14 protein-coding genes are annotated in these 12706 nt (G+C 58.0%); 7 read left to right on the forward strand and 7 right to left on the reverse strand.

Going from position 1 to position 12706, the window contains the following annotated elements; all coding sequences use genetic code 11:
• Positions 1-305 precede the first annotated feature (305 nt).
• Together AC245Y_RS04110 and AC245Y_RS04115 are read right to left on the reverse strand one after the other, a co-directional pair.
• Entirely contained in the window at positions 306-1478 is a 1173-nt protein-coding gene (locus AC245Y_RS04110) for a glycosyltransferase family 2 protein (RefSeq protein ID WP_017993273.1), read from the reverse strand.
• Positions 1479-1739: 261 nt separating this feature from the next.
• Complete coding sequence (locus AC245Y_RS04115) at positions 1740-2135, reverse strand: DUF6894 family protein (RefSeq protein ID WP_017993274.1); 396 nt, start codon at positions 2133-2135, stop codon at positions 1740-1742.
• Between the two features lie 176 nt (positions 2136-2311).
• Here AC245Y_RS04115 and AC245Y_RS04120 point away from each other — a divergent pair, with 176 nt between their 5' ends.
• From AC245Y_RS04120 to AC245Y_RS04130, 3 genes are all read left to right on the forward strand, one after another.
• On the forward strand, positions 2312-2452 hold the full coding sequence (locus AC245Y_RS04120) for a hypothetical protein (protein ID WP_017993275.1): 141 nt from the start codon (positions 2312-2314) through the stop codon (positions 2450-2452).
• A gap of 137 nt (positions 2453-2589) precedes the next feature.
• Positions 2590-3240 (forward strand): pyridoxamine 5'-phosphate oxidase family protein, encoded by a 651-nt coding sequence (locus tag AC245Y_RS04125; protein ID WP_017993276.1) that lies wholly within the window; start codon positions 2590-2592, stop codon positions 3238-3240.
• 125 nt (positions 3241-3365) lie between these two features.
• Positions 3366-3842 carry a nucleoside deaminase gene (locus tag AC245Y_RS04130; protein ID WP_017993278.1) on the forward strand — a complete coding sequence of 159 codons (477 nt, stop codon included), beginning with the start codon at positions 3366-3368 and terminating at the stop codon, positions 3840-3842.
• 87 nt (positions 3843-3929) lie between these two features.
• Here the strand turns inward: AC245Y_RS04130 and AC245Y_RS04135 are convergent, their stop codons facing one another.
• On the reverse strand, positions 3930-4499 hold the full coding sequence (locus AC245Y_RS04135) for a pyridoxamine 5'-phosphate oxidase family protein (RefSeq protein ID WP_017993279.1): 570 nt from the start codon (positions 4497-4499) through the stop codon (positions 3930-3932).
• Between the two features lie 93 nt (positions 4500-4592).
• Positions 4593-5297, reverse strand: a complete 705-nt coding sequence (locus AC245Y_RS04140; protein ID WP_017993280.1) for an SDR family oxidoreductase — start codon at positions 5295-5297, stop codon at positions 4593-4595.
• A 116-nt stretch (positions 5298-5413) separates the two neighbouring features.
• On the opposite strand from AC245Y_RS04140, the gene AC245Y_RS04145 reads away from it, so the two are divergent.
• On the forward strand, positions 5414-6301 hold the full coding sequence (locus AC245Y_RS04145; RefSeq protein ID WP_017993281.1) for a LysR substrate-binding domain-containing protein: 888 nt from the start codon (positions 5414-5416) through the stop codon (positions 6299-6301).
• A 125-nt stretch (positions 6302-6426) separates the two neighbouring features.
• On the opposite strand, the gene AC245Y_RS04150 is transcribed toward AC245Y_RS04145, so the two are convergent.
• Together AC245Y_RS04150 and AC245Y_RS04155 are read right to left on the reverse strand one after the other, a co-directional pair.
• On the reverse strand, positions 6427-8655 hold the full coding sequence (locus tag AC245Y_RS04150; protein WP_017993282.1) for a hypothetical protein: 2229 nt from the start codon (positions 8653-8655) through the stop codon (positions 6427-6429).
• A 50-nt stretch (positions 8656-8705) separates the two neighbouring features.
• Positions 8706-9740: a phosphotransferase enzyme family protein gene (locus AC245Y_RS04155; RefSeq protein ID WP_017993283.1), complete on the reverse strand. Its 1035-nt coding sequence runs from the start codon at positions 9738-9740 to the stop codon at positions 8706-8708.
• 152 nt (positions 9741-9892) lie between these two features.
• Here AC245Y_RS04155 and AC245Y_RS04160 point away from each other — a divergent pair, with 152 nt between their 5' ends.
• Both AC245Y_RS04160 and AC245Y_RS04165 read left to right on the forward strand, forming a co-directional pair.
• Complete coding sequence (locus AC245Y_RS04160; protein WP_017993284.1) at positions 9893-10330, forward strand: hypothetical protein; 438 nt, start codon at positions 9893-9895, stop codon at positions 10328-10330.
• 1 nt (position 10331) lies between these two features.
• Positions 10332-10871, forward strand: coding sequence for a hypothetical protein (locus tag AC245Y_RS04165; protein WP_017993285.1), 540 nt, complete (start codon positions 10332-10334; stop codon positions 10869-10871).
• 610 nt (positions 10872-11481) lie between these two features.
• Here the strand turns inward: AC245Y_RS04165 and AC245Y_RS04170 are convergent.
• Positions 11482-11826, reverse strand: a complete 345-nt coding sequence (locus AC245Y_RS04170; protein WP_017993286.1) for an ArsR/SmtB family transcription factor — start codon at positions 11824-11826, stop codon at positions 11482-11484.
• A 106-nt stretch (positions 11827-11932) separates the two neighbouring features.
• On the opposite strand from AC245Y_RS04170, the gene AC245Y_RS04175 reads away from it, so the two are divergent.
• Positions 11933-12679: a glucose 1-dehydrogenase gene (locus AC245Y_RS04175; protein WP_020486931.1), complete on the forward strand. Its 747-nt coding sequence runs from the start codon at positions 11933-11935 to the stop codon at positions 12677-12679.
• Positions 12680-12706 lie beyond the last annotated feature (27 nt).

The raw sequence follows: 12706 nt of genomic DNA on the forward strand, positions 1-12706 counted from the left end.
AAGTCCGGCTTTCCCTCGGCACGATCCGCATTAAATTCTCCTGATCCTTGCTGAAAGGACGTCAGGGAGGTTCTAGCAATGTTGCCGAACTCCAGTCAGAACCTCCCTGATGACGCTTGAATTTATCGACCAGTGTCGAGCGTCCGAGCTCGGCAAGGAGGCGATGAATAGGAATGCAGGCGGTCGGTCATAGGGAAGCGCGCGAAAGCGAGGACTTTGCTCCTCTGATGCTTGTGACAAGCGGCAAAGGTTGGGCGCTCTGGCGCCATCCTGATGTCGACCCAAATGTCTGATTTCGCCTCCGGCTACGAAGACCGGGTTTGTGATTTTGCCACCTGGCCGAGCCGGTCCGCCACGGGCTCAAGGGTTGAATGCAGCTCGGCATCCACCTCCGTCAGTTGCATCAGGTGACGTCGAGATTGCGCGGTCTCGTCCGGGCGTTCGACAGACGAAGGGACGATTTGCTGGTCGAATTTCGACCTGTTCACTCGCGGTGGATCACGACCGGTTGCTGTTGCGGTCACGAGGCGAAGACAATGTTGTCTCAGGCGCAGGCACTTCTCGAGTGCAAGCCGAACCACGAAAGATGGTTCGCTTTTTAAGATCGACCAGATCGTCACAAGTGAGAGATACGTGTTCCTGGCTTGGCGGAACTCCCAAAATGCGTATTTCTGGGTGGCGTTGATTGCGCTCCGCGTTGCGTATTGGGGGAGTTGAGGGTTTGCCGCCAGCGAACGCCTGATAACTTCCAGTGCGCCTCGGCCCATTGGCAGGTGATTGGACGACATGTTGCCGGGATACTGCCGGTATCCAACCAGCCGTTCGGGGATGACTTCGATTTGATAGCGCGCGGCCAGCTTGAGTTCGAAGTCGAGATCTTCGCAGCCGCCAATTCCTGCAGCTGCATATGAGCTGTCAAATCCGCCAATCTCGAGCGCGACATCCCGACGGACAAGAAGCGCGCTTCCGTTGCCGACATATTTGAAAGTCAGATGCCGGGCGAAGATATATCCTCTGGCGACATCGGGCCGGCAGGAGCGAAGGATCTCGTCGTCACTATTGATGATGTAATGCAGCACATAAACCGCAGCCCACTGTGGGGTTAAGCGATTGAGCGCATTCACCTGCTTTTCGATTTTCGTGTGATGCCAGAGATCGTCCGCGTCAAGAAATGCCACAAACCGACCTGCTGCTTCCCGGATGCCGGTGTTCCTTGCTGCGGCAACGCCGCGGTTTGGCGTGGACAGCAGGCGGATCCGCGAATCTGCCAGCGCCACTTGCTCGACCACCCTTGCCGTATCATCGGTAGAGCCGTCATTGACGACTATGATCTCCAGGTTCCGGTAGGTCTGGCGCCCGGCGGATCGAAGCGTGCGTTCGATATAACGGGAAGCATTGAAGGCCGGGATGACCACCGAAACCAGCGGCCCGTTGAAATGACGAACGTCCCTCCGATCCGTGTCTGAAGAGAAAAGCATTCCAGATCCCTCATTCGGCCAACAATAATTCTCTTCGTTCTGATGATTGGCGATTCAGCCAGGCACTATTCCAACTTCGGGCGACCCGAAATTAACTTTCGTCCAATGCAACTGCCCTCGCGCGGAAGGAAGGGAAGATATGGTGGCCGCAGTGGGCGTTCCGGATGAACTTGCCACCGCGACCGCCCCTTTTCTTCGGGTGTTCTAACATGCGTCCAATCAACCTCCAAAAAGAAAGCCCCGTCGCGAGAGACGGGGCAGTTAATTTTCGACAGAAGGAGTGGGCCGCACGACAGCATCGAAGGGTCGCGGTATCAAACTTGCCCCCGGCCGGCCCGGCCCGTTACTCTCGCCGACCGCATTGCTTCCCGAGCTGGCGCATATACCTAGCGGAGTGGAAACACTCGCTTGGTGGCTTTGGGCTGTCTCGGGGACGGCGGCATTGACGGAAACCTCGCGGAGGATCGTTCCCTCCTCGCTGCAGATTGCGATGCCGAGCGGAATTCTTTGCCTTCTGGACAAAAGAGCCGTTGCGACCAGTTCTTGAAGGCTCTCCATGGCTTCTGCAGTTGCGACATAAAGATCCGGGTACTCCTGGCCCTCGGTTTCCAATACTGAGCCATCCATGTGCGTGATATGAAAATACAGCGTCAGCAAGGTACACCTCCTTCACAGGTGCTGATTAACGCGGATCTGCTTCAGAAGTTTCGGTCAACCGTACACTCGCTCGATCGGCGCCACCGCAAAGCTTGGAGGGGCGGATCGCGATCCGGAATCAGAGACAGCAATCGTCAGTCAGAAGCGCGTGGCAACTCTGCTGCACGGCGGATCGGATGGGTCGGCGACTGGCGCCGAAATGGACCAGCCTCAGCTTCGGCTTCTTGTCACGATTTATCGCCGGCGTCTTCGTCTCGGACCGCAGCTCGGTCTCCAGCCCGATCACGCCTGCCGCGCATGGTTCGATCCCTGATTGATCTCGGATATCAACCGATGTATAGCTTTTGATGTACGTACATCATTCACGGGCCTGACGGGCGGAGACGAGCGTTGCGAGGCCAGGGTTCCGGGCCTACGTTCGGCCATGGAATGAATGGGATTTCGGGAGGGGATTATGACGGGTTTGCAACTCAATCCAGATTTTGCCATCGCGGATGAACAGTCGCTTCGGGCGCTGTTCGAGCCGACCCACGCTCTGGCAATCGTGAAGTGTCAGAATTCCCTTGGCGAGCACGCGCAGGAATTCATCAGGCGCTCGCCATTCTTCTGCATCGGCACGCAGAGTTCGGAGGGAAAGGCCGACGTCAGTCCTCGCGGTGACCCTCCGGGGTTCGTCAAGGTTCTTGACGAGCGCACCCTGGCGATCCCGGATCGACCTGGCAACAATCGTCTTGATACCTTAAGCAACATCATCGCCAATCCGAATGTCGGGCTCTTGTTTCTTGTCCCTGGTTTCGACGACACATTGCGCGTCAACGGCCGGGCAAGCCTGACCAACGATCCTCAACTGTTGACGAGCATGAGCGTCGCTGATCGTCTCCCGAAACTCGCGATCATCGTCAACGTCAGCGAAGTTTTCATGCATTGCGCCAAGGCGTTCAGACGGTCCCACCTGTGGAGCCCGGATCATTTCCAGGACCGCACCGAGATGCCCTCGCTGATAAAGATAATTCTGGATGAGACGACAGGGGCGCCGAAGGACGGGGATGAAATGCGGAAGATGGACGAAGACCTGGAGCAAGCCTACCGAAGGACACTTTACTAGCTGCCCGGCGCGGGCTTCAAGCCGGTCTCTTTCCCCGCCAGCATCTTGAATCCGATCTGCAGCCCTTGGAAAACCCATCGATTCAAGACAAGATCGTCCCGCTCTAGCGTTTGGGGGAAATCCTGATGGAAAACCACGAGCCGTTTTTGCGCGAGGCGATTGCGCTCTCGAAATCCGCTGTGGCAAACGGCGACGAACCGTTTGGCTCGGTGCTGGTGAAGGACGGCGCAGTCATCCTGCGCGCCGAAAACAGCGTCTTCACCGGCCACGATATGACCAACCACGCCGAGATGAACCTGGTCAAACTGGCGGCGCAGCACTACGACACTGCTTTTCTCGCCGGCTGCACGCTCTACACCAGCACGGAACCCTGCGCGATGTGCTCCGGGGCGATTTACTGGTCGGGCATCGGGCGCATGGTGTTTGCCTGCTCCGAAACGCGGCTTGGCGAGATCGCCGGGATCGGATTGAACGTGCCGAGTCGGGCGGTGCTGCAAACCGGCGCACGCATCGTCACGGTGGTTGGCCCCGACCCGAAGCTCGAAGACGAAGCCGCCGAAGTCCATCAGCAATTCTGGCCGAAGCATCTGGGCAAGGCATAGCCTCTTTCGTCCGACGTGCGTATTCGCCATCAACCGGATCTGGCGGACGACCGCAAAGCGATGGGCGGCTTCGACATCGTCTGGCGTTCAGGGATTGACCCAGCGGGAGGAAGTCAGCGCGCCCAAATGGTCGTAGGCAAAGACCGCGCGCCGGTTATCGGCGTGGCGCAGCTGGAACCAGTCCAGCGTCTCGGCCCGGAATATCAGCACCCCGAAGAAGGCCTGTCCATCGGCGTCTGCGATGCTACCCTCGCTTGCCGGCCGCTCGCCGATGTCGTCGCCCGGCGGCTCGCCCATATAGGTGCTGCGCGTCGATCGCGGCAGCAGGCTCCAGGCTTCAGTCGCGCACTCGCTTGCCGGTCCATTGAGTTCGGCCGATCCCTGAAGGCGAAGCTGCACTTTCGGCTGCGGGCCAAAGCCGAGGAGGGTGACCAAAGGATTGGCCGATATTTCCTGCCATTTCGGGCTTCTGACATCCGTATGGATTTCCAGGATGCGCCGCCCCACATCCACGCGCCGCAGCACCACCATGCGGGCTTGCGGCCGGCCGCCGGCATCGACCGAACACAGGTTCAGGTAGCGGAAGGCCGACTGCGGGTTGGCGGCAGCACCTTGCAGCTCGGCCCAGGCCGATGCATCGACCTCGGCGAGGTTCACCGTGTCGCCTCCGCCTCAGCGTTCCTTATCTTGCCGGCCTTGCCGTTCCAGTCGAAGCACATCGCTGTTCTCCTTGGCATTGAAGCGATCCTGTCAGACGGACCGGGTAAGGCCGCCGTCGATCTTGAGGCTCTGGCCGGTGATATAACCCGCCCCTTCGGAAACCAGGAAGGAAATTGTCGCGGCCACTTCGGCACTGGTGCCGTAGCGCTTCATCGGCACGCTGTCGCGGCGCTCCTCGGTCGGCGGCAGGCTGTCGATCCAGCCTGGCAGCACATTGTTGATGCGGATGCCGTCGCCCGCATAGGTATCGGCATAAAGCTTGGTGTAGGCGGCGAGCCCGGCGCGGAAGACGGCCGAGGTCGGGAACATCGCCGACGGTTCAGCCACCCAGGCGGTGGAGATGTTGACGATTGCGCCCGACGTCTGCGCCTGCATGATCGGGGTGACGAGCCGCACGGGACGGACCACGTTCATGAAATAGATGTCCATGCCCGCGTGCCACTGTTCGTCCGTGATCTCGGTGATCGGCGCGCGGGGGCCATGGCCGGCGCTGTTGACGAGCACGTCGACCCGGCCCCATTTCTCCATCGTGGCGTCGACCAGGCGCTTGAGGTCGTCGTTCGATTGGTTCGAGCCGGTGACGCCGATGCCGCCCAGTTCGGTGGCAAGCGCCTCGCCCTTGCCTGACGAGGACAGGATGGCGATCTTGAACCCGTCGGCCGCCAGCCGCCTCGCGGCTTCCGCACCCATCCCGCTGCCGCCAGCCGTGATGATCGCTACCTTTTCTACTGTCATCGTCGCTATCCCTATTCTATTTTCACCCATTGCCGGGCCTTAATCCCTGGAATAACATGCGCTTCAAGCGAAAGCGAACCAGTTTTCGTCAAATATCCCAGTAGAAAAACTATCGGATGTTCATGTCCATCGGTAATCTTCCATCCCTCAACGGCCTCAAGGCCTTCGACGTGGCGGCGCGGCATCTGAACTTCCGGCTTGCGGCCGAAGAGCTCGGCGTCACCCAGGGAGCCGTCGCCCAGCACGTGCGAGGGCTTGAGGCGGAACTCGGGGTGACATTGTTCGAACGCCTGCCGAAGTCATTGGCGCTGACGGGCGAGGGGCGAAGCTACGTCGCCGACGTCAGGCGCGCCTTCGAACTGCTCGCAAACGCGACGGCGAACCTGAAACCTCAGCCGGTCAAACTGGTGGTCAGCACGACACCGACCTTTGCCTCGAGGTGGCTGATCCCGCGTCTTCCTGATTTCACCTCGAGCCATCCCGATCTCGATCTCCACATCCTGGCGACGGACCGCATTTCCAGCTTCCAGCTCGACGGCGTCGATCTCGCCGTCCGATATGGCAGCCCTCCGTTCGGTCCAGGCCTTGCCGCCGAGCTGCTGTTCGAGCAGGAGATCATTGCCATCTGCAATCCAAGCCTCGTCGCCGAGGGAGCCGAGCCCAACAACGCCGAAGAACTCTCGCACTACACGCTGCTTCACGATGCCCATAATTCCTGGCCCGAATATATCGATCGCTTCCTCGGCGGCGGCGATCCCACGCTGTTTCGGGGCATCAGCTTCTCGCAGACATCGCACGCGATCGAAGCGGCGATCGCCGGACAGGGCATCGCCACGGCAACCCGCGCTTTCGTCTCGACCGACATCGAGGCGGGCAGGCTGAGACAAGTCTTCGACGGCGCCCTCAGAGCGCGGTCGCACGTCTATCTGGTGAAGCCGCGATATCGGAAGTCCGGAGCGGTGGACAAGCTTCAGGACTGGCTGCGCTCGCAGGTGCAGAGCTGACGGCCTGCTCCTAAGATACCCCTTCATCAAGCGGAACCATTTGACTTTTAGACCAGCCCAAACCGGTCATTCGACTGTCGCAAAATTCCGCCGCTGAAGCGCGCTCTGAAAGATCGCGACGCGCTTTAGGATCGCTCAAGCCAGACAGTTCTTGCTGCGGCGCTGTCGTAACCGTGAGCTGTGTAGAGCCCTTTGATTCGCACCTGTTCAGAAGTTCGTTCGATCTGCGCCTCCATGGCAGTGACAAGGCGGTACCATATTTCCCGGGTTGGCCGCCATCGTGGTTGTGAGTGCCAAATAGGTGAAAACGCCGGAAGGGGTTCGACCTCACCATAGAAGACTGACGCTGGATTCACCTCCATCAGCGCGAGAGATTCCATTTCGTATTCATCAAATAGCTTGGGATAGAGCCGTAGCGTTATATCCTCGTCAAGATATTCAAAAATCGGAGCCTGATAGGCATCACCGTCTGGCGGCGCACGCAGGGTCTGCCAATCCTGAAGATAGAAGATCGCTCTTCCATCAGCCCTGAGCCAACCAGCCCGTCTGGTTTGATTGATCTTCTCGGCGCGTCGAGCCGACAGTTTCCTAAGTGCAGCCTGAACCCTGCTACTGCTAGATTCGGTATCCACGTCAGGGTCGATTGCATGCCATGGCTGAAGCGCGATAGCCTCGACACGATCTCTGCCGGCGGACGGGTCGCTCTGCACAGTTCTCAAGTGGGCGTATTGCCGCCGGCGCAATTGAGGCTCCCATCGTCCCTGAAAGCAACCTCCAGTTTCTAAGAGCGTTGACGGGGACGCACCGAAAATCGCCGTCTCCGGCCATGCGAGCAAAGCGTCCCTCGAAAAATTCGCTATCTCATGCCAGCGGACGTCCGGTATCGACTGACGACAAGATTGTCGGTTTTTGGATCGCGAGGCCTCGTGATCCAGCACCCACTGGCCAGCTGCAGAGCTTGTTTTCCGGCTTTCCCTCGTGACCACAAGAAGATATTCGCCATCGCCATCGCGATAGCAAAAAACACCCTGGCACTCGTCGGTAACTTTTCCGCTTCCTGAAACGATCTCGCGCAACTCAATTTTCTGGCCGGTGGTTCGATCCGTCAGAGAAGACGCCTCGGTCTGATATTCGAATTGCTCCCAAATCGGCCGGTTTAGAAAAGGCGGATCGTCGTTGAAAATATACGATATCTCATCGCGATCGTAGCTCTTCCCTTCCAGCGCTTCTTCTGCAGTAACGAGATCGACTCTAACAGCAGTCCCGGCAGCGGAAACCATCTTGTCAGCCCGAACCCGCTTCGGAGGTTGAATGCAGATTTCTTTGGCGGGGTCCTTTATGGATCTGCGATCACAAAGGTAAAATCGAGCTTCCTTCCATTGCCAGACGGCGTTGTCGCAGAGGTCGCGGAATCGGTCCAGAAAGACCAGTGGAAAGTTTCCGAATTCCCTCTTCAGACTGCCTTTTACGCCTTCCCAAGGAAAGTCGAATTTGAATGCTGTTCCACTTCTTCGATCGATAGTTCCGACAACCACTTCGTTGTCGATCCGGAACGTCCAACCGTCTTCTTGAGCATAGACAGAAATTCGGTCGGTGATGATGTCGTCATCCATGTAAAGCCAAACTGTCCGTCCGCGGATCTGCGACAGAGGAACGAAAACGCGATCATCGGACTCTAGATGCGGGCGATGCGGCAGGAGGCCGAAAACCAGATTTTCAACCTCTTCCGGCTTTGCCGCAGCGAACCTTTCGCGCGTCGTTATCTCCTCATCAACCGTCGCCTGCCGAGCTGGCAGGAGAAAACACCACCGGCGGGTCGGCTCTTCCGAAAAAACTGGCGATCGTAGAACAGCGTTGCGGCCCAAAGCATCGAGATAGGCCATGCTAAACGTACGGTAGCATTCCTTGCGCCATTGTCCTTTGTGCCAACCACCGTTGACTGCGATCAAGGCGGGCCGGAGACCCGTGGCCTCCCATTGAGGCCAGCAGACCAAGGCATCGCAAATCAATCGATCAATCTCGATCCATTCTTCATAGTCCAATGCGCCAATGCCGAATTGCTGCAAGGAAAATGCGTAATCAAGACGCCAGATTAAGAGGCGGGAACCGGAAGGGTTAAAAACATCACGCTGCTGCACGAACAGTTCTATTGTGCGATTGGCGGCTGCCGCTTCGAAGCGCATCCAGCGCCGGTCGTTAGAACTCTCTTCGCCGCGTTCATCATCTGGATTGACGAAACCGAGAAAGCGGACGGATGCTCCATCGCTGCGAACGAGACGTTCCTCCGCTTCGCGAACAGACCACCATCCGAGCACCGGACTAGCTTGTCGTTGCCCAAACGATTTGACGCTCATCGCGAGAGCCTCGAATGAATTGCTTTCAAATCCACACCCATAGCTACAATTTATGGTTTCGTCAGATTCAAACAGAAACATCCCAAAAGAGTGTTGCCAGAATTGTTAGAGTCTCTCTCCCCTCGCAAGAAGAAGGTGACCGCTGAAACCCACTTCAAGAAGTCTGCACAGCGGCGTCCCCTGTTGCCACTCTTTGACTTCGGACGAGTGGCAGCTCTGAGATTTATCAGTGTGCTTCTTCCTACAAAGCGATGGGCGGCTTCGAAGTCGGCTGGCGTGATCGGCCGGACGGCCCGATAGGCATCGACGAAGGCGTCCCACATGGCGGTCGACCTCCGGCCGAAGGATGTGTGCGCCCACAAGAACACCGACAAGTCGTAGGCGAGGTATCCCGGACCTCCGTCATCGAAGTCGAAAAAGACGGCTTCGCCGGCATCGTTGATCCGCGCATTGAAGCCGTGACAGTCGCCATGGCAATAAGTCGGCGTCAAATCGCCGAAGGCTTCGATCGCCGTTGCGGTCCGCGCAGCGATGTCTTCAAGATCGCTGCGGACCTCGGCGTCCTCCACGACGCCGCTGTCGCATATGCGGGCAAGCGGCCGATGCAGCAAGTGTTCGAGGTCGAGCCGATAGAGCGCTGCGGACGGCTGGAATGTCTCGGCGGCGTTGTGCATCAGAGCAAGGGTCTTGCCGTTGGCCCGTGCATCGCCGGCATCCGCCGCATCCGGCTTGCGGCCTCCGATCTCCCGGAAGAGCACCGCCTGGCGCACGCCCTCCGGCGCATCTCCCTGAACGAACAAGCTGCCCTCGCGTGTCGGGATGGGCGCTGCGACCGGAACGCCTGATTGCGAGAGATGCGCCAGGAACGCCGTTTCGGTCTTGACGTCGGCCGGACCACGGGCGCGGCGATGAGAAAGCCGGAATACATAACGCTCGCCGCTGCTTGCGACGGCCAGATACACATCATTCAGGCCGCGTTGAAGCAACCGGCAGGAAACCGGCCCTGCAAGCGGATAATGCCGATCGATGAACTGTTCGATGGCCGCAATCTGCGGGGTCGAATAGAGCGGATTAAAGTCGAGCATGGGCGCTGTACCATCGGGCTTTGCTGGCAGGCTGCTTCCGCGGTGAAAAGACTATGAAGGCGGTGGCGGCCGCAGGCACGTGCGATTGCAATAGGCTGCTGATTGGATAAGCTGAATGGCGCTATTAATAAAACCAAGAGATGAAAAACAAAATGCTGGCCTCGCGATTTTTGAAAGAAAACTCTATTTCGATTTCTGTGCTTTCCATCATTTTAGCTCTGTCGGGATGTGTCACCAGTCAAGACGGTGTCGCTATTTCTGCGGATCACAGTCGGGCTCTGAGTGGAGAGCGGACAAAGATGGGCCAGTCCTACAATTTGAATGAAGATTGCACGGCTGCAACAATCGCCAATATAAAATTGGTAGAAGCCCCGGCGCATGGCTCGGTTGAATTCGTCAAAGAGAATATTTATTCAAACTACAAGGATGGCATCCGCATTAAATGCAATTCCAGGAAATCTCTAGGCGTGTCGGAATACTATACTTCCAACAGCGGCTATTCTGGAAGTGACATGTATAAGGTGAGGGTGTCCTACGGCGAGGGGACCATCAAAGACGTCACCGTCAACATCAATGTGATCAAGAACTAGGGTGAAGCGTCTCAACAGGAAACTAGTCATCATTTTGCTGCCGGTGTGGCTGTTGCCGGGAATGCTTGCCGTTTTCGTGAGGATGGCTGGCTTTAACTTCCTGCCGTCCATCGAATGGACATCCAAAACGAATAATCTTTCGATTGCGGCCGGTCTGCTCCCGGCGGCGTTTCTGTCATGGGTCGCCTGGAAAGCCATGGACGTTACTCCGGTCGGCGATGGGAAGGCGGCTATTGCCATGTTTTCAGCCCCCATCTTTGCTTACTTATTGGGAAAGAACCTTTTCGCTGTTGCCTTGCCGATGACGCTCGCCATGGTCGCGGGCCATCAGGTCGAGCTCCCTTTTACCGTGGCACACGCCGATCGATGGGGCGACTCCAAATGCCCAACACCAGTTGAGCTCGAAGGCCTACCCTTTCTCTTCGACACAATTTGCCGTGTCCGAGACGATGTCAGGATGAGCCTGTTGCCGGGTAAGCCTGCTGTCGTCACCGGCCGAGGCACCAGCCTGGGCCTCTTTGCGGAAAGTCTGAGCCGGTAGACCGAACAAGCTCAACCGCCGCAGCGGTGCTCCTTGCATTCAACCGGCATCGGCACGCGCGCCTCGCCCTTCGAGGCCCGTGGGGGGCTTATTCTGGGTCTACTGTAAAAAGTGCACCCACCATAATGAGACTTCGTGTCGACCTTTTCCGTAATCGAAATAATCCACCGGCAGACCAGCCGCGAGCTTAGCATCCGACATTGCCTTTCGTTCCGCCATGCATGAGTTATCAAGCATTGAAGCGACTTTTTGCGGATCTTTGTTTGAAACAAGATACGATTTTGTGGTCCGCTCCAAGCACTTGCCCAATGCACTCCCGGCTGACCCGACGCGGCGTATCTCTGGGGTGTCATAGGGTGAAGTAGCACACGACGCTAGAGCCGTTACAACGCTCAGAATAATGATCGTATATCGCAATGCATTCCCCGCTAAAATTGAAGTCTTGTTGAGTCCAGCTTCGCCATCGCTACCACTGAAGCCCATGTTTCAACACCCGCAATCGAAGATCACCGCTCAAGACTCGTGCCATCATCCACCTCTCCAAAGTGGATCTTGAATCAGCTTCGACCTGCGCCGTCACTCACAATCGCGGATTATGCTCTAGCGGCGATCAGTCCGCCTTCGGCTGCCCGGGAAGCTGGCCGTAAGCCGTCAGAATGGCCCTGATCAGGCCCGGGAAGCGTTCGTCCAGCTCGGTGCAGCGCGTTTGATTGCGCATCTCCACACCCTGGCGCTCGCTCATGATCAGCCCGGACTCGCGCAGCACCTTGAAATGGTTGGACAGCGACGACTTTGGAATGACGCGGTCGCCGAGATCGGCAAGCGCAGAGCACGTCCCGCCACTGCTGGCGCCGGCAAGCTTTGCATAAATGGCAACGCGCTCCGGATCGGACAGCGCATAGAGGATCGCCTCGGGTTTGATGTCCTCCAGGGCTGGGTGAAAGAGCGGTCTCATGAATTTTATATAGCCTCCCTTGACATCGAGATCAACAGTTCCGAATTTCTGAACTATGGAACAAGCCTGTCAATCCGGCGGCTATCCAGATCTGAAGGAACGAGAAATGGCTAAGCTTACAGGAAAAGTCGCTGTCGTAACGGGCGCCTCCAAAGGCATTGGCGCTGCGATTGCCAAGGCGTTCGCGGCTGAAGGTGCAAAAGTGGTGGTCAACTACGCATCGAGCAAGGCGGGAGCCGACGCCGTGGTTGAGGCGATCAGCGCGGCCGGTGGCAAAGCCATCGCGGTGCAGGGCGATGTTTCGAAGGCCGGTGAAGCACAGGGACTGGTCGATGCTGCGGTCAAGGAGTTCGGAAAGCTCGACGTGCTGGTCAACAACTCAGGTGTCTATGAATTCGCGCCGATCGGTGAGGTGACCGAGGAGCAATATCGCCGCATCTTCGACGTGAATGTTCTTGGTGTTCTCCTGACCACCCAGGCAGCGGTCAAGCATCTCGGCGAGGGCGGCAGCATCATCAACATCTCCTCGGTGGTCACCAGCCTGGCGCCGCCAGACTCCGCCGTCTATACCGGCACGAAGGGAGCCGTCGAGGGCATCAACAGCGTGCTTGCCAAGGAACTCGGCCCGCGCAAGATCCGCGTCAACGCCATCCTGCCAGGGATGGTCGAAACCGAGGGCACGCACACGGCCGGCGTCATCGGCTCGGATTTCCAACAGACCATCGTCGCCCAGACGCCACTCGGCCGCATCGGCCAGCCGAACGATATCGCCGGTGTCGCCGTCTTCCTCGCTTCCGACGATGCCCGCTGGCTGACCGGCGAACGATTGGCCGCCAGCGGCGGTTTTCGCTAAAGCGCGTCGCGTTCAGATTTGCTTGGC

The sequence above is a fragment of the Rhizobium sp. SRDI943 genome, assembly GCF_057653695.1.

What these genes read in the sequence shown, in the direction of transcription:
- AC245Y_RS04110 (WP_017993273.1), bottom strand. Translation starts at nt 1,478, where the DNA reads ATGCTTTTCTCTTCAGACACGGATCGGAGGGACGTTCGTCATTTCAAC.
- AC245Y_RS04120 (WP_017993275.1), top strand. Translation starts at nt 2,312, where the DNA reads ATGGGTCGGCGACTGGCGCCGAAATGGACCAGCCTCAGCTTCGGCTTC.
- AC245Y_RS04125 (WP_017993276.1), top strand. Translation starts at nt 2,590, where the DNA reads ATGACGGGTTTGCAACTCAATCCAGATTTTGCCATCGCGGATGAACAG.
- AC245Y_RS04130 (WP_017993278.1), top strand. Translation starts at nt 3,366, where the DNA reads ATGGAAAACCACGAGCCGTTTTTGCGCGAGGCGATTGCGCTCTCGAAA.
- AC245Y_RS04140 (WP_017993280.1), bottom strand. Translation starts at nt 5,297, where the DNA reads ATGACAGTAGAAAAGGTAGCGATCATCACGGCTGGCGGCAGCGGGATG.
- AC245Y_RS04145 (WP_017993281.1), top strand. Translation starts at nt 5,414, where the DNA reads ATGTTCATGTCCATCGGTAATCTTCCATCCCTCAACGGCCTCAAGGCC.
- AC245Y_RS04150 (WP_017993282.1), bottom strand. Translation starts at nt 8,655, where the DNA reads ATGAGCGTCAAATCGTTTGGGCAACGACAAGCTAGTCCGGTGCTCGGA.
- AC245Y_RS04155 (WP_017993283.1), bottom strand. Translation starts at nt 9,740, where the DNA reads ATGCTCGACTTTAATCCGCTCTATTCGACCCCGCAGATTGCGGCCATC.
- AC245Y_RS04160 (WP_017993284.1), top strand. Translation starts at nt 9,893, where the DNA reads ATGCTGGCCTCGCGATTTTTGAAAGAAAACTCTATTTCGATTTCTGTG.
- AC245Y_RS04170 (WP_017993286.1), bottom strand. Translation starts at nt 11,826, where the DNA reads ATGAGACCGCTCTTTCACCCAGCCCTGGAGGACATCAAACCCGAGGCG.
- AC245Y_RS04175 (WP_020486931.1), top strand. Translation starts at nt 11,933, where the DNA reads ATGGCTAAGCTTACAGGAAAAGTCGCTGTCGTAACGGGCGCCTCCAAA.